This is a genomic window from Staphylococcus sp. HMSC061G12 (assembly GCF_001838465.1).
GTDB lineage: Bacteria > Bacillota > Bacilli > Staphylococcales > Staphylococcaceae > Staphylococcus > Staphylococcus simulans.
Map to the genome: position 1 here is coordinate 1 of NZ_KV837142.1, position 21,157 is coordinate 21,157.

The 21,157-nt window shown below is 38.4% G+C and carries 17 protein-coding genes; 12 read left to right on the forward strand and 5 right to left on the reverse strand.

The features are described from left to right. Nucleotides 1–62: 62 nt before the first annotated feature. The 3 genes from HMPREF2937_RS09235 to HMPREF2937_RS09245 all read right to left on the reverse strand — a co-directional run bounded on the left by HMPREF2937_RS09235 (nucleotide 63) and on the right by HMPREF2937_RS09245 (nucleotide 4,318). Entirely contained in the window at nucleotides 63–1,235 is a 1,173-nt protein-coding gene (locus HMPREF2937_RS09235; RefSeq protein ID WP_070864445.1) for an ImmA/IrrE family metallo-endopeptidase, read from the reverse strand. A gap of 162 nt (nucleotides 1,236–1,397) precedes the next feature. Further along, the gene (locus HMPREF2937_RS09240; protein ID WP_002479906.1) at nucleotides 1,398–2,645 is read right to left on the reverse strand and encodes a Zn-dependent hydrolase; all 1,248 of its coding nucleotides are present in this window, start codon (nucleotides 2,643–2,645) and stop codon (nucleotides 1,398–1,400) included. 47 nt (nucleotides 2,646–2,692) lie between these two features. Next, nucleotides 2,693–4,318 (reverse strand): PucR family transcriptional regulator, encoded by a 1,626-nt coding sequence (locus tag HMPREF2937_RS09245; RefSeq protein WP_023015526.1) that lies wholly within the window; start codon nucleotides 4,316–4,318, stop codon nucleotides 2,693–2,695. 192 nt (nucleotides 4,319–4,510) lie between these two features. On the opposite strand from HMPREF2937_RS09245, the gene HMPREF2937_RS09250 reads away from it, so the two are divergent. Continuing rightward, complete coding sequence (locus HMPREF2937_RS09250; RefSeq protein ID WP_070864446.1) at nucleotides 4,511–6,004, forward strand: allantoin permease; 1,494 nt, start codon at nucleotides 4,511–4,513, stop codon at nucleotides 6,002–6,004. Continuing rightward, entirely contained in the window at nucleotides 5,994–7,355 is a 1,362-nt protein-coding gene (allB, locus tag HMPREF2937_RS09255) for an allantoinase AllB (protein ID WP_070864447.1), read from the forward strand. Before HMPREF2937_RS09250 ends, allB begins: the two co-directional genes overlap by 11 nt. A 96-nt stretch (nucleotides 7,356–7,451) precedes the next feature. Here allB and HMPREF2937_RS09260 read toward each other — a convergent pair whose 3' ends face one another. Continuing rightward, nucleotides 7,452–8,267, reverse strand: coding sequence for an alpha/beta hydrolase (locus tag HMPREF2937_RS09260; RefSeq protein WP_070864448.1), 816 nt, complete (start codon nucleotides 8,265–8,267; stop codon nucleotides 7,452–7,454). A gap of 194 nt (nucleotides 8,268–8,461) precedes the next feature. Between HMPREF2937_RS09260 and allC the strand changes: the two genes are divergently transcribed. The 10 genes from allC (at nucleotide 8,462) to HMPREF2937_RS09310 (ending at nucleotide 19,353) form a co-directional block, all read left to right on the forward strand. Continuing rightward, the gene (gene allC / locus HMPREF2937_RS09265) at nucleotides 8,462–9,694 is read left to right on the forward strand and encodes an allantoate deiminase (RefSeq protein WP_070848914.1); all 1,233 of its coding nucleotides are present in this window, start codon (nucleotides 8,462–8,464) and stop codon (nucleotides 9,692–9,694) included. Between the two features lie 23 nt (nucleotides 9,695–9,717). Next, entirely contained in the window at nucleotides 9,718–10,506 is a 789-nt protein-coding gene (gene allE / locus HMPREF2937_RS09270; protein ID WP_002479900.1) for a (S)-ureidoglycine aminohydrolase, read from the forward strand. A 17-nt stretch (nucleotides 10,507–10,523) separates the two neighbouring features. Further along, complete coding sequence (allD, locus tag HMPREF2937_RS09275) at nucleotides 10,524–11,555, forward strand: ureidoglycolate dehydrogenase (protein WP_002479899.1); 1,032 nt, start codon at nucleotides 10,524–10,526, stop codon at nucleotides 11,553–11,555. Between the two features lie 107 nt (nucleotides 11,556–11,662). Then, the gene (allD, locus tag HMPREF2937_RS09280; protein WP_002479898.1) at nucleotides 11,663–12,712 is read left to right on the forward strand and encodes an ureidoglycolate dehydrogenase; all 1,050 of its coding nucleotides are present in this window, start codon (nucleotides 11,663–11,665) and stop codon (nucleotides 12,710–12,712) included. Nucleotides 12,713–12,727: 15 nt separating this feature from the next. After that, nucleotides 12,728–14,479: an acyl-CoA synthetase FdrA gene (locus HMPREF2937_RS09285; RefSeq protein ID WP_070864449.1), complete on the forward strand. Its 1,752-nt coding sequence runs from the start codon at nucleotides 12,728–12,730 to the stop codon at nucleotides 14,477–14,479. Then, nucleotides 14,479–15,744 (forward strand): YlbE family protein, encoded by a 1,266-nt coding sequence (locus tag HMPREF2937_RS09290; RefSeq protein WP_002479896.1) that lies wholly within the window; start codon nucleotides 14,479–14,481, stop codon nucleotides 15,742–15,744. The genes HMPREF2937_RS09285 and HMPREF2937_RS09290 overlap by 1 nt, the downstream gene beginning before the upstream one ends. After that, complete coding sequence (locus tag HMPREF2937_RS09295; protein WP_070864450.1) at nucleotides 15,741–16,514, forward strand: oxamate carbamoyltransferase subunit AllH family protein; 774 nt, start codon at nucleotides 15,741–15,743, stop codon at nucleotides 16,512–16,514. The genes HMPREF2937_RS09290 and HMPREF2937_RS09295 overlap by 4 nt, the downstream gene beginning before the upstream one ends. Before the next feature lie 7 nt (nucleotides 16,515–16,521). Then, nucleotides 16,522–17,463: a carbamate kinase gene (gene arcC / locus HMPREF2937_RS09300; RefSeq protein ID WP_070848920.1), complete on the forward strand. Its 942-nt coding sequence runs from the start codon at nucleotides 16,522–16,524 to the stop codon at nucleotides 17,461–17,463. 167 nt (nucleotides 17,464–17,630) lie between these two features. Further along, the gene (locus HMPREF2937_RS09305; RefSeq protein WP_002479893.1) at nucleotides 17,631–18,845 is read left to right on the forward strand and encodes a CynX/NimT family MFS transporter; all 1,215 of its coding nucleotides are present in this window, start codon (nucleotides 17,631–17,633) and stop codon (nucleotides 18,843–18,845) included. Between the two features lie 130 nt (nucleotides 18,846–18,975). Further along, nucleotides 18,976–19,353, forward strand: a complete 378-nt coding sequence (locus HMPREF2937_RS09310; RefSeq protein ID WP_002479892.1) for an iron chaperone — start codon at nucleotides 18,976–18,978, stop codon at nucleotides 19,351–19,353. A gap of 70 nt (nucleotides 19,354–19,423) precedes the next feature. On the opposite strand, the gene HMPREF2937_RS09315 is transcribed toward HMPREF2937_RS09310, so the two are convergent. Continuing rightward, a complete protein-coding gene (locus HMPREF2937_RS09315) occupies nucleotides 19,424–20,770 on the reverse strand; it encodes a PepSY-associated TM helix domain-containing protein (RefSeq protein ID WP_070864451.1) in 1,347 nt (448 codons plus the stop codon). Between the last annotated feature and the right edge of the window lie 387 nt (nucleotides 20,771–21,157).

Here is a 21,157-nt window from a genome sequence, read left to right on the forward strand (position 1 = left end):
TTATTAGGAGTCAGAACATTTATGTCCCGACCCCATTTTGTATGGAAAATATTCAATGGTTTTTAACGGTTATCAGAAGTGTCTATAAAATCGTATTTTAAAATTTCTTTAGGTTCTTTTTTAGTGAATTTATCAAATAAGCTTTGATTGATATTGGCTAACTGTGTTAAAAATTCAGGTTCTACTTTTAAGATGTCTAACAATTTTTGCGGTGTAATGAGTTTTCTTACAAACATGTATTCTAAATGAGCGGTTATTTTAATTGGATGTCTGCGTACCAGTATATCATCTAAAGGTTCAACCGCTTCATATTGCTTTTCATGGATCGCATGACAAAAAGCAATATATTCTTCAAATGTGAGTAATCCTAACTCATAAGCACGCTGACCCATGGCTTTGATAGATACATACCACTTCTGTTTTAATGGTGTGTAATCATCTGGATTAGACAAGTTAGACACCTTCTTTAGATCTTCCTTAAATGCTTGTTCAGGCAATAGGAATGAAGCGGCGAAGATATTTGCTTCACGTTCTATATCTTGAAATTCTTCATAAGTGAGTAAATCAAATTGAATATGCTTATGTAACAGTAAATGACCTAATTCATGCGCAACATCAAACACGCTTTTTACCGCAAAATCATTGTTGTGGTTTAGAACAATATAAGGCATACCTTTTTCAGACCAAAAACTGAAAGGTTTCGCTTCGTTATTGATATTTGACTCGCATATACATAAACCTGCTTTTTCTAACATGAATAGCAACCTTAGGTTCGACGGTTCTTTTATAAGTATTGCGCGTGCTTTTTCAGCAGCGTTTTTAATAAAATTAATTTGGCTATTAGCTTGACCATAAAGTTGTTCTATTTCAGCCGTGACGTTTAAAATCTGTATAAAAGGTGATTTGACGAATCTTGATTGGAATTCTACAAAGTTCGCTAGATATATGGATTGGTAAAATTGTTGGGTGTGTGTATGAAAGTCATAGTTGCTTATAGAAACATGGCCACGTTGTACTGTATTGGTTCTAGAAAAGACTGTATGTTCGGCTGTTAGATAACTGGTTCTTACTTTGAAAAATTGACTTAAAGTTAAAGTGAGATTGAAATCAAAAGGTGCATGCTTATTCTCGCATTGTCTTAATTGATATTCACTTATATTTAAGTGTTTAGCTAAAGCTTTGTAACTATAACCGTGTAATTGACTTAAGCGGACGAGTTGTTTTCCAATATTCATAGATGTTGTGTGCTCCTCTTATAGTTATGTAATTATGACTGACTTCTGCTGGAGATAGAAGGTTGTTTACTATTTATTATTTTATTATACATAAAACCCGAGAGGAAACATGAATTTTTCTCTCGGGTTTGTTTTAACTGTTTAATATTCAGTTTGGTGTTTTTATTGTAGTTTGACGTCTGCTTTTGCCACTTCAATCACTGTATCGATAAGTGTTTGAATACCTTTTTCAATTTCTTCTGGTTCAACAGACTCTTTAGGTGAGTGGCTGATACCGTCTTTACATGGAATGAACAACATGCTGGTAGGGCAGATTAATGCCATGTTCATGGAATCATGACCGGCACCGCTGAACATGAAACGGTAACTGTAGTCATGTTGTTCGCACACTTGTTTAGTAATTTGGGCAATTTCTGCATTCAGACCCACAGGCATATCTTGTCCTAAGTCTTTAACCTCAGCTTGTATATTACGACGTTTTGTAATCTCTGAAATGGCTTGTTGTACCTCAGTCGCAACTTGTTCACGTGATTCTAATTCTTTACCTCGAATATCAATCAATAATGTTACATCGCCAGGGATAGCATTCATGATATTAGGGAAGGCATCTAAATGACCGACTGTCGCAACGACCCCTGCTTTATGGTAATGTTGTGCGATGGCTTCAACTTGTAAGATGATTTCTGATGCGGCAGTTAAAGCGTCATAACGCATCGGCATAGGTGTTGATCCGGAATGACTTGTTTCACCTGTTAATTTAACTTTAAAACGGTGAGGTGCTGCGATATGAGTCACAATCCCAATGTCTTTGTGTTTGTTTTGTAAGATAGGTCCTTGTTCAATATGCAGTTCTAAGAAGGCCTTTAAATCTCCTTGATGATAGAAATCTTGTTCTGAAGGTAAGCTTTGTTTTAAAGTGTCGACCAATTGGAATAGCGTTTTGCCTTCATTATCTTTAATTTCTTTCATATCGTCTTGAGACAAGTTGCCTGTAATGTATTTACTGCCGAGTGTCGCAGTGTTGAAACGTGCAGATTCTTCTGCTGTAAATGCGACGATTTCAATCGGATGATCTGTTTCAATTTGGTGTTCGTTTAAATGCAGCATAAGTTGTAATGCAGCTACAACACCTAGTAAGCCGTCGTAACGTCCGCCATCTTTTACGGTATCGATATGTGATCCGATCATAACGGGCGGTAAGTTAGGTTGCTTACCTTCTCTTCTTGCGATGACGTTGCCGAAGTAGTCGAAGCGGACATCTAATCCTGCTTCTTGGCACAACATTGAGAATTTCAATGCGGCTAAGCGTTCGGCGTGACGAAAGGCAATGCGGTTTGTGCCGCCTGTTTCTGTATTAAAACCATAGTTATTAAAAGTGTCTAAATGAGACATGACAGTATCTAAATTCATGGAGCTCCCCCTGTTTGATTAATGATTGATAGATAGTTATAACGTTATTATTGATCGAAGAGTATTTCTTCTGATGCATATAATGCGAGACGGATATTTAATGAGTTGAACGGATCTTCAACCGTGCAACCCAATATTTCTTCACAATTTTTAATTCGATATTTTACAGTGTTACGGTGAATGAACATTTTCTTCGCAGTTTTGGTAATATCACATTGATAATCCATGTACATTTTAAGCGTATCTTTTAACTCTTCATCCTTTTTCGTTTTAGGATAGGCTAGGTCACCTAAAGTATGTTGAATGAAAGGTTTCAATTTACTTGGTGGTAACAGCTGTAAGAGTTCTTTCATACTCTTTGATTGATAGAAGTTCATGAATGCTTTACGTGCTTTATCTAAGCCGCTTTCATAAGCTTCGTTCGCTTCCATAAAGGACGTCGATAATTGAGAGAATTCTGTGACTCTATTACCAATCCCGAATGAAATACTGCTGTCGAAGAACTCATGGTATTCTTGTTGAATATGTTTTAAGTAATTTAAATAATACTCATGTTTAGATTGTAGTAAAATCGCAAATCTGCGATTACTTGGCATACTGTAAACACTGATACGTGAATCTAAATCTGTGAGTTTGTGTATGAGCCATGTGTAAACGAATTGATAACGCTCTTCAACGTATTGACTGTTTTCTAAATTATCCATCGGGTCAATGGCACAGATAATGACTTGATAATAATCGGAAGGGTAAATACCGTATTGTTCAAATAAAATCGGATGATTATGAACAGATAAAGATTGATCAGAACGATTCGTAATCAGGGATTCAAAGAAACGATTGATATCTGAGTGTTCAGCTTCTTCAATCTTTTTATTTTTATATATCGCAAAGCTCAATGTTGAGACAATTTGTTCAATCGTTAATAAACTGAAAGGATAAGACAGCTTATTGATATCTGACACCATTAAATAATATGGGAAATAAGCATAGGCTTGTACTTTGAAAATCGCCACGTCATTAGTGAACTTCGTTTGATTGCGAGTAATTGTATTAGCGTTTTCTGAACGTAAGTATTCTAAAAAGTAACGGATATGTTGTTGTTTCAACAAATTATTCTGTTGGTAATGCCAGCTTTGAGAATCAACCATATAGAATGGGTTGAATAACAGAACGGGTACGCCTAAAATACGGCTCATTCTTTCTATCATTGTTTCGACACCGAAACCTTTAATCAGCATATCGTTCAGTTCTTCTTGAATATTCAAAGCGTAGTTTAATTTAGCTGTTTGTTCATCTGAAATATAAGTTGAAATTTGTCTTGTGATTTCCCCTAAATTCCACTCTTCAGAGATTTCTATCAATGGAAATTCTAATTCGTTTGCGTAATCAATCACTTCTTGATTGATATGTTTTAAATAACGAGACGTTTTAATACCTAACCCCGCGGTATCAATATCATTTAATTCTTTAATCATTTGTTTCAAGCCTGCTTGATTATCCCTAAATAATAGCCCCGTCGTGAGTATAAATGACTCTTTAGCAGTGTAGTCTTTAATATCAATATTTTCTGTGATGTCTAAGTGGCGAACTTCCCTATGTAAATCTCCTTGATTATTAATGAGTTTTAATCCAGCAAAACTGGGTGCAGCGAGTATATTCTGCAACGTCGGCATTTAATCACCTTCCTTATAACTTTGTTTCTGAAATAAATTTTAACATGAAATGACATAATTTGTTCGAAATCGATAATTTTATAAAAAATTACTGTCAAACTGCACAAAGAAAAACGCTTCCAGTAACTGTAAAATTTTAAGTAAAGATTATACGTATAGTCATATTTATTCCAACTCAAAGGAGATATAGAAATGACGAAACAGGGGCAAGCGCAAAGCGGCATTCATGATGCGGCTTTCTTCGAACGCAGAGGCTATAACAAGGATGTTATGCCTAAAACAGACAGCCAAAGAAATATATCAACATTCAACTTCTTCACCCTTTGGATGGGTGCTGTCCATAACATTCCTAACTATACTGCCGAAGGCGGATTTTTGCTACTAGGGCTTTCGCCGTTACAAGTAATTTTCGCATTAATCTTCAGTTCATTTATTATTGCGACATTACTTGCGGTTAACGGTTATGCTGGTTCTAAATACGGCATTCCATTTGCCATGCAGTTACGTCAAACGTATGGTGACATCGGGGCAAAACTTCCTGGTGTGTTACGTGGTGTAATTGCGGGTATTGGTTGGTTCGGATTACAAACCTTCGCAGGCTCACAGGCATTACTCATTTTGCTTATTAAGATCTTCCCGGGGTTCGAGCATTTTGGTAATGGAACGACAATTTTAGGCATCACGATACCTGGTTTAATCGCATTTTTAGTATTCTGGGCTATTAACTTTGCGATTGGTATCGGCGGCGGTGAGACACTAAATAAATTCACTGCAGTTTTAAACCCGTTAATTTACATTGTATTCGGCGGTATGGCAATCTGGGGCTTCATGGTTGCCGGCGGCTGGGACAACATCATGCATTATGAAATCACAACAAAATCAAGTGGTATTATTTATCCAGCTATTTTATCATTCATCCTAATTTTCAACTCAATGATGGGTGTTTGGGCTGGACCTGGAGCAAGTGTTTCTGACTTTACACAAAAAGCAGTTTCAACACGTGCACAAATTGTAGGACAAGTTTCAGGTATTGTTGTTGCACACTTATTATTCGCATTCAGTAGTGTGTTCATCATTATCGGTGGTTCTATCTTCTTAGGTCACCAAGAATGGAATATCTTAACAATTATCAATAATTGGGATAATATCTGGACGATTTTAATCGCCACAGGTGTATTATTGATGACTACAATTTCAACGAACGCGACAAGTAATATCATTCCAGCAGCATATCAATTAAGTGTATTGATGCCGAAGTTGATTAACTATCGTCGTGGTGTAATTTTAGCTTCTGTTGTGAGTGTTCTGATTATGCCTTGGAAATTAATGGAAAATGAAGATAGTATTTTCGTTTTCTTAAATATGATCGGCGCAATTTTAGGGCCGGTTGCAGGTGTATTAATCGTACATTTCTACTTAATCAACAGATGTAAAGTCGACATCGAGAGATTGTATTTTGATACAAATAATCCAAATCATGGCGGATTAAGATTTAACTTCTCTGCTTATGTGGCTACAATTCTTGGTGTTGTTGTTTCACTATTAGGTTTCATTCCGAAATTCCAAGTCATTTCTGACTTCTCATGGTTTATCGGATTTTTCATCGCAGGCATTTCTTACATCATTTTATACGTGTTAGAAAAGAAATTTAGAAAGGATAAAGGAGAGAAAGCTAATGAAATATGATTTATTGATTAAAAATGGTCGTGTCATTTTAAACGAAGGCGAACAAGAAGTAGAAGTAGCTGTTAAAGACGGAAAAATCGCAGCAATTGGTCATGACTTAGGTGACGCAGAAAAAGTTATCGATGCAAAAGGACAAGTCGTTGCGCCAGGTATGGTAGATGCACACGTGCATATTACAGAACCAGGCGGCGGCTACCGTGACGAGTGGGAAGGCTACGAAACAGGATTGAAAGGTGCTGCAAAAGGCGGCGTTACTACAATCGTTGAAATGCCTTTAAACCAAGTACCAGCAACAACTGATAGAGCATCAATCCAAGAAAAATTTGATGCAGGTAAAGGTAAATTATCAGCTGACGTTGCAAGTTATGGCGGTTTAGTGCCTTATAACTTAGATGGTGGTATCCAAGAATTAGACGAAGAAGGCGTTGTGGCTTACAAAGCGTTCTTAGCTACTTGTGGTGACCGTTCAATCGATGGCGACTTCGAAAACGTAGATGACTATTCACTTTATGAAGGTATGAAACAAATTGCGAAAACAGGTAAAATCTTATCTGTACACGCAGAAAACGCTGATATTACAGACCGTTTAGGCGAAATCGCTTATAAAAACGGCGAAAAATCATTGGCAGCTTACGTAGATTCAAGACCTGTATTCACAGAAGTTGAACCTATTCGCAAATTGATCTTATTCGCAAAAGAAACTGGCTGCCGTTTACACATCGTACACGTTGCATGTGAAGAAGGCGTGGATGAAGTTATTAAAGCACAACAAGAAGGTGTAGACGTAACATGTGAAACTTGTACACACTATCTATACTTCTACAAAGAAGAATTAGATGACATTGGTCCAGTTGTAAAATGTTCACCACCAATCCGTGAAGAATCACGTTTACCAGGTATGTGGGAACGTGTTATCAATGGTGACATCAACTTCGTAACATCTGACCACTCACCAAGTACACCTGACTTAAAAGATACTGACAACGCATTTGAAGCTTGGGGCGGTATCGCAGGTATCCAAAACAACGTGGATATCTTATTCGACGAAGGTGTTCAAAAACGTGACTTATCACTTAAACGTTTCGCTGAAATTATTGCGACTGAACCTGCAAAACGTTTTGGCTTAGAGAACAAAGGTAGTATCGCAGTTGGTAAAGATGCAGACTTCGTCTTCATCAAACCAGAATCTTCATACACATTACAAGCTGAAGATTTAGAATACCGCAATAAACTAAGCCCATATGTAGGTCGTACAATTAACGCACAAGTTGCGAAAACAATTTTACGCGGTGAAGAAACTTACAGTCTTGAAGACGGTGTTTCTAATGACTTCCGTGGTGAATTTATCTAAGTCTTGATTAAATTCAAATAAGTATGCATGCTGTATCACAGCATTAATATAAAAAAGGCCTCCGAACCATTTCAGTTCGGAGGTCTTTTGTCGCATTTAAACAAGATTTAATAAGAATGTTTTAGCTTGTTGGTAGATATCTAAATTAAAGTCATTCACTTCGCGATCGAAATCGTGATCTTTGTTATCGAAAGCGATGAATTTAGTTTCTGGAATATTACGGTCTAAATGTTGGGCTTCACCGAAAGGCACATCTGGATCTTGTTTACCATGCACAATAAACGTAGGTGGAAATGCTTTAAGTGTTTTAGGCGCAATATTATAGGCAGCATCTGTAGATTGTTGAATGCCTAGTATCTTCAGCCATTCGTTTTGTCCGCGTGCATAAAGGTAAATGAGATAACGTGTCTGTAAATCACCTTGTGTTAAAGGTTCTGTTTGAATCATATTATTTAACAGTTCTGGTGTGATTTGTTGAGACATGGCTTTGTATTGTGGATTCGCACGTAAGAATTGCGGTACGTGGAAACGGCTATAACCATAGAAATCAAGAATACCTTGGACATCACGTTTAGAAGCAACAATTAAAGATAAGAATGATCCTGCTGAACGACCGAATAAGAAAATCGGCAAGTCAGGATGATTAGCTTTGACATCGTCGAATTGTGTTAATGCATCATTCATAATCGTATCGATATTGCTTTCAGGTGCTAAACGATAATCTGCTGAAATCATTGTGAAATCTTCAGTTAACAGATCAACGTAGGCCTGTGGTAAATCATCAGGTTGACCGAAAATTAAGCCGCCACCATGAAAGTAAAGAATGATACCTTTAGGTTCATTTTGAGCGGGTGTAATGAGTTGCGTTAATTGAAATTGGTCTTGGGTTGTGATGTGTTTTGTTTCTGACAACAAAAGAACCTCCTTTGGTTATGTTAGATTGCTTTAAATTGTTCATATTTACCCAAAATAATTATCGCAAATCTTATATCTATCGTATTTGTACAAAATGAATAAATACGAGGATGTTAATTGTCGGAATTGTGGATGTAGTAACAAAAGTAAACATTTATAATAGATGATGAGATGAAAAGGAGTTGTTGAATATGAACATCCGTTCCTCTTTTGAAGCTTTAGATAAGCAGTTTACCGCATATGGCGGTTTGATTGGCGGAGGAATTACACGCTTGCTTTATTCAGATGAATGGCAGCAAGCCGTGCATGCTTTAAAAGAAACATTAGAATCAGCTGGATTTGACGCAACTTTCGACGACATCGGCAACTTAACAGGTCGTTTAGAAGGCAGTAAATATCCAGATGAAAAAATTGTTTCAGGTTCTCATATTGACACAGTCGTTGAAGGCGGTCATTTAGACGGTCAATACGGAATCTTAGCTGCTGTGACAGCAATGAAGGCACTTAAAGAAGAACATGGCCAACCGCTTCGTTCTTTAGAAGTCCTTGCCTTAGCTGAAGAAGAAGGCAGCCGTTTCCCATTCGCATTCTGGGGCAGTAAAAACTACTTCAATCTTGTAGACAAATCAGAAGTTGAAGAGATTGCAGACGCAGAAGGTGTGCGTTTTGAAGATGCGATGAGAGACTCTGGCTTTGACTACAGAAAACAAGACCAAAACCACGATGACATCAAAGCCTTTGTTGAAGTGCATATCGAGCAGGGGAAAGTGCTTGAAACTGAAAACAAAGCAATTGGTGTAGTGAATGGGATTGTCGGTCAAAAACGTTACACAGTTACATTAAAAGGTGAAGCGAACCACGCAGGTACAACACCGATGGGCTTAAGAAAAGACGCAGTTGTAGGATTTAGTGAGATTGCTTCTAAATTAACACAACGCGCTAGAGAAATCGGCGATCCGTTAGTACTGACTTTCGGCCGTGTTGATCCTGTACCGAACACAGTTAACGTAGTCCCTGGTGAAATTGTCTTCAGTATTGATACACGTCATATTGACCAAGACGCATTGAACCAATTCGCTGACGAAATCACAGAAACAATCAAATCAGTATCTGAGTCAGAAGGCTTAGAGTACGATATTGATTTATGGATGGACGAAGCCCCAGTATTAATGGACAAAGGTTTAGTAGATAGAATCGAACAATCAGCTGACCAAATAGTGGGTAAAGAACAATATAAAGTCATGGCATCAGGTGCCGGACACGATTCGCAAATCTTTGCGAAATTTGTTCCGACAGCAATGTTGTTCACACCATCTATCAACGGCATCAGTCATAACGTTGAAGAAGAAACAAACATCGAAGACTTAGTAAAAGGAATCGAAGTATTAAAAGACGTTTTATATGAATTAGCTTACAAAGAATAATTAATGTAAAGGAGTTTTTAATAATGGGTTACTTAAATCACAATCAAGGTTATAGAGAAGGTTTATTAGAAACAAGAGCAGTTATCAAAAAAGACAATTACGCAGTTATCGTTCCAGACGGTTTAGTAAATAACGTAGTACCAGGATTCGAAGATTGCGACGTTACTATTTTAGGTTCACCACGTTTAGGTGCACGTTTCGTTGACTACCTAGTTACATTGAAAGACCAAGGCGGCAACACTCAAGGCTTCGGCGGAGACGGTATCCAAACATTCATCTATGTTGTATACGGAAACATCAATGCGTATGCTGGCGATGAAAAATATGAATTATCACAAGGCGGTTACTTATACGTACCAGCTGATCAAGTGATGAAATTCGAAAACAACAACAATAACGAAGACAGCCGCGTATTCTTATACAAAAAACGTTACCAACCACTTGAAGGTCACAAACCAGAAGTTGTGACAGGCAATGTTAATGACCTTAAAGCAGAACCATATGAAGGTATGAAAGAAGTATTAGTTCAAGACTTATTACCAAAAGATATCGCATATGACATGAACATTCACATCTTATCATTCGAACCAGGTGCTTCACATGGTTATGTTGAAACACACGTACAAGAACACGGTGCTTACGTATTAAGCGGCCGCGGTATGTACAACCTAGACAACGAATGGTTACCAGTAGACAAAGGTGACTATATCTTCATGGGTGCTTATGCTCCACAAGCAACTTATGCTATCGGCTTAGAAGAACCATTCGCATATATCTACTCTAAAGATGCTAACCGTGACATCGAACTATAAGAGAGGGTTTCTAAATCATGAGTGAAGAGAATTTAGTTTATGTTGGCTATGATGAGTTACGCCAATTATTTAAAGAAAAGCTTATGCTTGCAGGCATGCCTGACAAGTATGCAGACAAAGTCGCTGAGCTGATGGTATTCGCAGACGCACGTGGTATCCATTCACATGGAGCCGTGCGCTTGCGCTACTATGCAGAACGTACAGCAAAAGGCGGATTCAACTTAGAACCAGAAATTAAATTTGAAAAAACAGGCAAATCTACAGGTATTTATCACGCAGATAATACAGTGGGTCATTACGCAGCTTACCATGCGATGGAAGAAGCGATTCAAATGGCGAAAGAAAACGGTATTGCTGCAGTAGGTGTCAAAGAAATGGGACACAGCGGTGCGATTGGTTACTACACACAAATGGCTGGTAAACATGGTTTAGTGTCATTAAGTGTCTGCCAATCAGATCCGATGGTTGTACCGTTCGGAGGAACAAAACCTTACTTCGGTACGAACCCGATTGCATTTGGTGCACCTCGTAAAGACGGCAAGCCTATTGTCTTTGATATGGCTACAACTGTACAAGCGTGGGGTAAAATCTTAGACGCACGTTCAAAATATCATTCAATCCCAGATACTTGGGCAGTGGATGATAAAGGTGAACCGACGACAGACCCTTATAAAGTCAGCGCATTGTTGCCTGCAGCTGGACCGAAAGGTTACGGCTTGATGATGATGGTAGATATTCTATCAGGCAGCTTGCTTGGCTTACCATTTGGTCAGCATGTGTCTTCAATGTATGAAGATTACAGTGCGTACCGTCGTCTGGGCCAATTCCATTTAGTGATCAATCCAAGTTACTTCGGTGACGAGGAACAATTCTTATCACAAATGGAACAAATGGTTCAAGAACTTCATGACATCGATCCTGCGAAAGGCTTTGACCAAGTCTACTATCCAGGTGAAATTCAAGAAGATGTGGAAGCAAAATACGACGAAACAGGTATTCCAATTCCACAATCTATCTATGATTACATGAAGTCAGAACAAGTTTACTAATTCAATTGAATGAGCGGTGCTGGTCATTGCACCGGCACCGCTCTTTATTTAGTTTTGCAGACTAATAAATTGCAAGAATCTTCAAAAAAGTCAGGAGGGTTTTAGTGATGCGTGTTACAAAAAAAGAACTTTATGAGTTAATGAAAAATAAATTGATGAAAGCAGGTTTGCAAGAAGATGCAGCTGCTGACGTCTCAGATGTTTTAACATTCGCAGACCATCGCGGGATTCATTCTCATGGTGCAGTACGTGTTGAATATTACGCAGAGCGTATTGCCAAGGGTGGTATTAATGCTCATCCGAATTACGAGTTTGAAAAAACAGGACCATCTTCTGCAGTGTTTCACGGCGACAATGGCCCAGGACACCAAGCAGCAAAACAAGCTATGGACAAAGCGATTGAAATGGCGAAAGAAAATGGTATCGCAGTTGTGGGTGTAAAAAACATCAGCCACAGTGGTGCGTTAGGCTATTTCGTTGAAATGGCAGCAGACCAAGATATGGTCGGTATCAGTATGTGTCAATCTGACCCAATGGTTGTACCGTTCGGCGGAACTGAACCATATTTCGGTACGAACCCGATCGCTTTCAGTGCGCCGACAAATGATGATCGTGTGATCACATTTGATATGGCAACAACTGTACAAGCATGGGGCAAAGTGTTAGATGCACGTTCAAAAGGCCAATCTATCCCAGATACATGGGCAGTAGATGAAAACGGTGAACCTACTACAGATTCAAGAGCAGTACACGCTTTAGTACCTGTTGCAGGACCTAAAGGTTACGGCTTGATGATGATGGTAGACATTTTATCAGGCAGCTTGCTTGGTTTACCATTCGGCGGCCACGTGTCATCTATGTACAAAGATTTAACAAAAGGCAGAGATTTAGGCCAATTACACGTTGTAATTAACCCGGCTTACTTCACTGACCCTAAACAGTTCAAACAACAACTTTCAACAATGATTGATGAGTTGAAAGCACAACCAGCTGCGAAAGGTTATGGCGAAGTTTACTATCCAGGTGAACGTGGACGTTTACGTAGTGAACGCTATGACAAAGATGGTATTGAAATTGTAGATGACATCTATGACTACTTGAAGTCAGATGATGTGCATTACGACCGTTATCACGGTAAAAACAGATTTGCAGAATAATAATGGAGGACTATTATGTTATATACAATCATTAAAGAGAATACGTATCAAGACTCTATTGTATTGATGTTGTTATCAAACAAATTATCAGCAATGGACGGCGTTAATAAAGTATCAATTATGATGGGTACACCCGCAAACAAAGACATCTTCAGAGCTTCAGGCTTCGATTCACCTGAACTAGATGAAGCAAAACCAAATGACATTGTTATCATGATCGATACAGATGATGAATCAATGGTTGATGAAGTGAATCAACAAGTTGAAGATGAATTAAAAGGTAAAGCGGAAGACGATAAGGCTGAATCAACACAAGAAGTTTCTAACTGGAACCAAGCGTTAGATAAAGCTACTAACCCTAACCTTGCGTTAATTTCAGTGCCTGGTCAATATGCGGCTATGGAAGCTGAAACTGCATTAAGAAACAACTTGCATGTATTCATGTTCAGTGACAACGTACCTAAAGATGATGAAGTACGTTTGAAAGAAATGGCACATGACAAAGGTTTACTTGTAATGGGACCTGACTGTGGTACAGGTATTATCCACTCATTACCATTAGCTTTCACTAACATCGTTAACAAAGGTGACATTGGTATCGTAGGTGCTTCAGGTACCGGTATCCAAGAAATCACTACAATTGTTGACCGTGAAGGTAAAGGTGTAACTAACGCAATCGGTACAGGCGGCCGTGACTTATCAACAGAAGTCGGCGCAATCACAATGATGGACAGTATCAAAGCGTTAGCACAAGATCCAGCTGTTAAAGTCATTACAGTTGTTTCAAAACCACCAGCTAAAGAAGTAGAAGAAAAAGTATTGAACTTGCTTCGTAATATCGACAAACCAGTTGTGACATTATTCTTAGGTCACAAACCAGAATACACTGAAGCAAATATCTACCATGCATACACACTAGAAGAAGCTGCACGCGTATCAGTTCAACTTTCTAATGGTGAAAAACCTGAATTCAAACCAGCAACAAAAGAAATCAAAGCAACATTGAAAGATGGCCAAGACGGCATCAAAGGTTACTACTCAGGTGGTACATTAGCAAGCGAAGCAGCAATGCTTGTAAAAGATGCGTTCGACGGCTTAAAAGATGAAACTACAGAAGGTTTCACTTACAAAGCTGGCAACCATGAAATCATTGACTTAGGTGATGACATGTATACACAAGGTCGTCCTCATCCAATGATCGACCCAGGTAAACGTATCGAAAAATTACAAGAAGCTGCAAATGATGAAAATACTGCAGTAATCATGTTAGATAACGTAATCGGTTACGGCAGCCATGATGATATGGCAGGTCAATTAGCACCAGCTATCGAAGATATCATCAGCGAAGCAAAAGCAAATGGTCGTGACATTGCTGTATTAGCAACTGTTGTTGGTACAGAACACGATCCACAAAACTATGAACAACAAATCAAAACATTAGAAGAAGCAGGTGCACAAATCTGCGAAACAAACGATCAAATGGTACGTTCAGCAATCGAATTAACAGGTCATAAAGCTGAACAACCAGAATTGAAAGAAGAGTCATTCGACGCAACTTCAGTTGACTTATCTGTAGACGATAAGATTCTTCAATTAATCAACACAACTCCAAGTGTTATCAACGTTGGACTAAAAAGCTTTGCGACTGCAATTGATGAAAGCGGCGCAGACGTTGTGCAATTCAACTGGAGACCAGTTGCTGGCGGAGACGAAAAACTAATGAAAGTATTACAATTCTTAAACAACTATGAAGGAGAGTCTGTATAATGGGTTACCAAACAATTGATGAAGCAAACCAAGCTGTCATAGATAAAATGATCGCAGCAGCACCATTCCTAGTTGACGTGGTACCTGCGAAAGATAAAATTCCTGAATTGAAAGAGCATGTTTTACTACATGCGGGTCCACCGATTAAATATGAAAACATGACTGATCCAATGAAAGGTGCATGTATCGGTGCGATCTTATTCGAAGAATGGGCAAATGATGAAGATGCAGCACGTGAATTATTAGAGAATGATAAAATTGAATTCATTCCTTGTCATCACGTGAATGCAGTAGGACCAATGGGCGGTATCACTTCAATGAACATGCCTGTATTGGTTGTTGAAAATAGAGAAAGCGGCAACGAAGCTTATTGCCAAATGAACGAAGGTATCGGCGCAGTATTACGTTTCGGTGCTTACAATGAAACAGTTGTTAACCGTCTACACTGGATGAAAGACGTATTAGGTCCAGTATTAGGTAAAGCTGTTCGTCAAATGGAAGACGGCTTAAACGTTAACGTTTTAATTGCGAAAGCAATCGCAATGGGAGACGAATTCCACCAACGTAACATTGCAGCTTCACTTGCATTCTTAAAAGAAGTTGCGCCAATCATCTCTGAATTAGAAGATGTTGAACCAGAAAAACGTACAGAAGTTATTCAGTTCTTAGCAGACACTGACCAATTCTTCTTAAACGTTGCGATGGCAACAGGTAAAGCAATGATGGACGCAGCTCGTGAAATTCAACACGGTACAATCGTTACAGCAATGTGCCGTAACGGTGAAAACTTCGGTATCCGTATCGCTGGTATGGGTGACGAATGGTTCACAGCACCTGTAAATACACCACAAGGTTTATATTTCACAGGTTATTCATCAGACGATGCTAACCCTGATATCGGTGACTCAGCAATCACTGAAACAATCGGTGTCGGCGGTATGGCAATGATCGCAGCACCTGCAGTTACACGTTTCGTAGGTAGCGGCGGCTTTGCAGATGCCTTAGCAACTTCAGACGAAATGACTGAAATTTGTATTGGTGAGAACCCTAACTTCTCTATCCCGACTTGGGACTTTAAAGGTGCTTGCTTAGGTATCGATGCACGCTTAGTAGTTGAAAAAGGTATTACACCAGTGATCAACACAGGTATTGCACACAAAATTGCCGGCTTCGGTCAAATTGGTGCAGGTACAGTGCATCCACCAATCGAATGCTTCGAAAAAGCAATCACAGCTTATGCTGAAAAATTAGGATTTAATGGATGATTCTCACAGCACAAGCCATCGGCGCAAGTGCAAGCAGAATCTTGAATCATACAACAGAACTTAAAGTACACAGTTGCTTTAATAAAGGTTTTAATGTGGTGGATAAAGATGACAATCTCATCTTTATCGGTACCACTGAAAATGGGATGTTCCCATTTGGCGTTGTAGTTGATGCATACACTAGAAATCGATTACTACAATCGATTCAGGTGGGTCAAATGTTAAAAGCACATCCACGTGCTTTAGCGTTTGATCGCAATCTACAACTAAATATCAATGTGAATGTATTTAAAGCGAGTCAAAATTTTGAAGCCATTCATTTGAATCAATTAAAGGAGAGTATCCAAGCATTTGATTTTTGTGAATATGCTGACGGTGACTTTAATCTTGCTAAAATGCAATCGATTTATGATGCATTGTCAAACCCACATGGAGATGCGAAGACTGAATTACGCTATTTAATAGGTCGAGGACAAGGTTTGACGCCATCAGGCGATGATATGTTAGTCGGGATGTTGTTTGTTCACTTTATTAGACCGTTTATTCAGCCGCAGCATTTAACAGAAATTGAACAGCTGGTGGATGAACCTTTAACGACATTGGTCAGCCAAACCTTTTTAAAGTATGCCGTTAAACGTATTTTTAGTTCTAAATTAACTGATTTGATGGAAGACGCCTCTAAGTCGACGTTAGAAAAACTTCTCCAAGTAGGCTCATCATCAGGTAAAGACACACTTTATGGTATGTCTATAGCTTTATTGAAGGAGTGAAAGAAGAATGGGTAAATATGTTGTTTTAGCACTTGGCGGTAACGCAATTTTACAACCTGGCCAAGAAACAACGTTTGAAAATCAATATAACAACGTAAAAAATGCGGCAAGCAAAATGGCCGACATTAAAGAAAGTGGACACAAAATTGTTGTGACACACGGTAACGGACCGCAAGTAGGTAACATCATCGTTCAAAACGAAGCGGCTAAAGACCAAGTTTCTCCAATGCCGATTGATGTATGTAACGCTGAATCTCAAGGTTTCATCGGTTATATGATGGAAAGCGCACTGAAAAACGATTTATACCAACGCGGTATCGATTCAAATGTTGTGTCATTTTTAACAATGGTTGAAGTCAGCAAAGATGATCCAGCTTTCGATAATCCAACGAAACCAATCGGTGTGTTCTTCTCAGAAGAAGAAGCAAAACGCATGGAAAAAGAACAAGGTTTCACTATGGTTGAAGATGCTGGTCGTGGCTATCGTCGTGTTGTACCTTCACCAGAACCAATGGTGATCAACGGTGTAGACGCGATTAAACGCTTAATGACAGACACAGTTGTCATTTCATCTGGCGGTGGCGGTATCCCTGTATATCGTGACGATGACGGCAAAATTCATGGCTTAGAAGCGGTTATTGATAAAGACCGTTCAGGCTTGAAATTAGCTGAACAAGTGAACGCTGATACGTTCATTATGTTAACAGACGTACCGAATGTTTATATCAACTACGGTAAAGAAAATGAAGCGAAATTAGAAAACATCTCAGTTGAGGAAGCGGAACAATATGTTGCGGAAGGTCAATTCCCAGCAGGCAGTATGTTACCGAAAATCCAAGCTGCGATTGAATTCGCGAAAACAGGTAAAGAAGCGATTATCTGTTCATTAGCAGACGCTGTCGATGCTTTAGAAGGTAAAGCAGGTACACGTATCACTTTAAATAAATAAGTGACGTGATGCATAGTAAGGTATGTTAATCTTCTATACCTGTACTTGCATTGATGAAACGAAAGACATAGAATAAAGTTAATTCAATGAGGTGGGGAGATTAGGTTCTGTCCTACCTCTCTCTTTATTTTCAAATAAACTTAAATAAATGAAGAAAGGGTGAGCATATGGTACAGGATGAACGCTTCCAAAAACATAGATTGCGCGATTCGTGGTTGATTGTTCTTGCGATGGTCTTTGTCGCATCAACATTACGTGCACCGTTAACAGCAGTTGGTCCGGTTATTGATCAAATTAAAGATGCGTTATCAATCAATAACAGTGTTGCAGGTATTTTAACGACAATCCCGCTGTTGATTTTTGGTATTGTATCACCGTTTGTATCTAAAGTATCCTCACGTCTGACGATGTCTAAGACGGTGTTCTTATCTACGATTTTAGTCATTATTGCGTTAATCGTACGTGTCTCTGGCGGATTCCCGATTTTCATCCTTGGTACAGTGTTGCTAGGTATTGGTATTGCCTTTGGTAACGTCGTGCTGCCAAGTTATGTAAAATGGAAGTTCCCGCTTCAAATCGGCCTAATGACAGGCTTATACAGTGGTACAATGAACTTCACTGCAGGTTTAGGCGGCGGCTTAAGTTATCCGTTATCTGAAGCGGGTACATATCGTCTATCGTTAGGTTTCTGGTTAGTATTTGCGATTATTGCGATTATATTATGGGTTCCGCAAATGCTTTCAGGTACGAAACAAGAGAAAGCCATGCTTGAACAAGCAGCTAAAGAAGAGAAAAAGTTATTTAAAATCAGTCGTTCTAAACTCGCATGGACAGTCGCATTCATGATGGGCTTCCAATCTATGATTTTCTATACAGTTGTCGCATGGGTACCGTCTATCTTAGTAGATAGAGGTGTAGATGCTTCAACAGCAGGCTACTTATTGATGCTGAACCAATTCGCACAAGTACCGATGACGTTTATTTTCCCTATTTTAGCGTCACGTATGAAGAACCAAAAACTATTAGTGACTATCGTTTCCGCATTCTTTATTATCGGATTCGCACTGTTCTTCTCACAATCATTCACGCTATTAATTATCGGTATGATTTTAGCCGGCTTTGGTATGGGTTCTGGATTTAGTTTATGTATGACATTCTTCTCAATCCGTGCACGTACAAGTGATGGCAGTATCGCATTATCTGGCTTCGGTCAATCAATCGGTTACTTCATCGCCGCAATCGGACCATTCTTAATCGGTTTACTACACGATGTGACTGGTGGATGGATTTCTGGAATTATTTCACTCGTTGCGATGGGTGTCTTATTCTATGTATTTGGATTGCTTTCTTCACACGGTGAAGTAGAAGATGAATTAGCATAGTTACTTTAAGCATGACAGTAAATTGACTTACGCTGTCATGCTTTTTTAATGGAAATTTAGAGATACATTCATAGCCCTTTTGAGAATGGTCTCATATAATGGAAGTAAGTCGAAATAAAGGGAGAAATCAATGGAAAATTTTAATGAGTATTTAAATAAAATCGAGGATCCAAAACAAAAGGAAATTTTAACAACTGTTTTTAACTGGGTAGATGAAACGTTTCCTGAGTTAGAAAAAGCCATTAAATGGAATCAACCTATGTATACACATCATGGTACCTATATTATCGGATTCAGTCGTGCAAAGGCACATTTCTCTATAAATCCTGAAGCTGCAGGAATGAAGCCGTTTATAGACCGTTTTGACGCAAATGGCTATACGTATACTGAAAACTTATTCCGTATTAAATGGACGCAAGATATAGACTATGACTTATTAAAGGATATGATTCAATTCAACTTAGAGGATAAAGCAGACATTACGTCTTTTTGGCGTCATTATAAATAAGCAATGTGAATACATACAAACAGCGCAACCACTGAGTATATTTTCAGGGTTGCGCTGTTTGTTTCGATTACTAATTCAATTGTTTATTTCGCTTATCTTTGAAGTATAAGAGTGTTTCTATAATAAAGACGATAATGAGTGAGAAGCCGAATAAAGGCATTAAAACTCCTAAGATAATCAAAGTGATTATAAGTGAAATAGACATCGGCTTTTTCACACGTCTTGGTAGCATTTCAGCTTGTTTCATGTGTTTTAAGCGTCTAAACCAAGACATGAAACCAAAGATGATTCCGCCTAAAAAGGCGATACATACGAGCAAGTTAATGATTTTATTAGCCATACCGAAAAGGTGGCCTTCGTGAAGCGGAATACCCCAAGTTAACCATTTCGCTAGGATACCGTAATCTTGATAATCCACTTTACCTAATTGTTTACCAGTATATTGGTCCATATAACGTGTGGTTTCTTTTTCAGGTGCGACATCAAAGCCGGTTACACCACTATTGCTAGCTTTAGATAGCGTAAAGGAACCATCAGGACTGGTTGGATAAACAATCGCAAAAGGACGTGTTAAACCTTGTTTTTCAGCGTTGTGAATCACTTTATCCAAAGATAATTGACCAGGAATGTTTGTCATCGGCATCGCCATACTACCGTGATGCCCGCCACCTTCTGATTGTGGTGCTGCTTTTTGTCTTAAAGCCCATGGAATTTCATTGGCTTCTGATTTAGGTGGATTTGCGACGAGTTGAGTTTGTCCTAATTGTGGGTACGCAGTAGAAATCTGATTGATTTTAGCACCCATGAAGCCAGACCAAGGTAAGCCTGTAAAGACTAAGATTAACATCGGAATAGCGATTATTAATCCGACAATCGCATGCCATTTTTGGAATTTGAGTACTTTGTTGTTAGATTTTAATAACTTTTTACGTACTAACATATAAATACCAGATAATATCATAAAAACAGTCCAACATGCGGTTAATTCAACTAAGTAGTTAATCGCAGTATTTTCGGTCGAAAGGGAACTATGTATACTTCTGACCATATTGGAATAGGTGTATTTCGCATTTTGTTGATCGACAATTTGGTTATGATTGTCTAGAAAAATATAGTAAGAATTACCTTCCATATCACCAATTGTGATGCGGTTATTGTAAGGTGACTCCATCACACTAACTTTATTGATAGTGTAACCAGGGTGTTCTTTTTCGATTTGTTTAATCACATCGGTCATAGATTGTTGTTTTGTATGTTCGCTTTGACCATAGAATTCGTGCTTATACAATTGATTTTCAACTTCAGGGAAGAAAAGATAAGCAATACCTGACAAAGTCAAAGTAATTAATAAAGGCGTAATAAAGACCGCAGCGTAGAAGTGTAATCGCTGCATAGGATTAAATGTGTTGGGTTTCATAATTTACCTCTTTATCTATATAAAATGTAATGATTTCGCTTTATATAAAAGCTACATTATATTATTACAGATTTTTAAATAGATGAAAGGACAAATGTTTGCCATATTTTGAAAATTGTATGACAGAAGTGTGAAAATTGTAGATAAAAGAAAGAAAAATTAGAGTCTCGTATGCGTTCGGTTATTTAAATGTATTATGTAGAAAAGCAGTTTCACTATTTTTTATTGACTACATATTCGTATTAATAAATAGGCGACGAGAGTCACAATTACAAAAACCCTCACTAAGGCTGATAGTGAGAGGATTGGTGCATCCATGTTGTATTACTTGCCAACTAAATTTTAGCATTGTTAAATGAAGCGATGTAAAGAAGAAATATTATATTT

What these genes read in the sequence shown, in the direction of transcription:
- HMPREF2937_RS09235 (WP_070864445.1), bottom strand. Translation starts at nt 1,235, where the DNA reads ATGAATATTGGAAAACAACTCGTCCGCTTAAGTCAATTACACGGTTAT.
- HMPREF2937_RS09240 (WP_002479906.1), bottom strand. Translation starts at nt 2,645, where the DNA reads ATGAATTTAGATACTGTCATGTCTCATTTAGACACTTTTAATAACTAT.
- HMPREF2937_RS09245 (WP_023015526.1), bottom strand. Translation starts at nt 4,318, where the DNA reads ATGCCGACGTTGCAGAATATACTCGCTGCACCCAGTTTTGCTGGATTA.
- HMPREF2937_RS09250 (WP_070864446.1), top strand. Translation starts at nt 4,511, where the DNA reads ATGACGAAACAGGGGCAAGCGCAAAGCGGCATTCATGATGCGGCTTTC.
- allB (WP_070864447.1), top strand. Translation starts at nt 5,994, where the DNA reads ATGAAATATGATTTATTGATTAAAAATGGTCGTGTCATTTTAAACGAA.
- allC (WP_070848914.1), top strand. Translation starts at nt 8,462, where the DNA reads ATGAACATCCGTTCCTCTTTTGAAGCTTTAGATAAGCAGTTTACCGCA.
- allE (WP_002479900.1), top strand. Translation starts at nt 9,718, where the DNA reads ATGGGTTACTTAAATCACAATCAAGGTTATAGAGAAGGTTTATTAGAA.
- allD (WP_002479899.1), top strand. Translation starts at nt 10,524, where the DNA reads ATGAGTGAAGAGAATTTAGTTTATGTTGGCTATGATGAGTTACGCCAA.
- allD (WP_002479898.1), top strand. Translation starts at nt 11,663, where the DNA reads ATGCGTGTTACAAAAAAAGAACTTTATGAGTTAATGAAAAATAAATTG.
- HMPREF2937_RS09285 (WP_070864449.1), top strand. Translation starts at nt 12,728, where the DNA reads ATGTTATATACAATCATTAAAGAGAATACGTATCAAGACTCTATTGTA.
- HMPREF2937_RS09290 (WP_002479896.1), top strand. Translation starts at nt 14,479, where the DNA reads ATGGGTTACCAAACAATTGATGAAGCAAACCAAGCTGTCATAGATAAA.
- HMPREF2937_RS09295 (WP_070864450.1), top strand. Translation starts at nt 15,741, where the DNA reads ATGATTCTCACAGCACAAGCCATCGGCGCAAGTGCAAGCAGAATCTTG.
- arcC (WP_070848920.1), top strand. Translation starts at nt 16,522, where the DNA reads ATGGGTAAATATGTTGTTTTAGCACTTGGCGGTAACGCAATTTTACAA.
- HMPREF2937_RS09305 (WP_002479893.1), top strand. Translation starts at nt 17,631, where the DNA reads ATGGTACAGGATGAACGCTTCCAAAAACATAGATTGCGCGATTCGTGG.
- HMPREF2937_RS09310 (WP_002479892.1), top strand. Translation starts at nt 18,976, where the DNA reads ATGGAAAATTTTAATGAGTATTTAAATAAAATCGAGGATCCAAAACAA.
- HMPREF2937_RS09315 (WP_070864451.1), bottom strand. Translation starts at nt 20,770, where the DNA reads ATGAAACCCAACACATTTAATCCTATGCAGCGATTACACTTCTACGCT.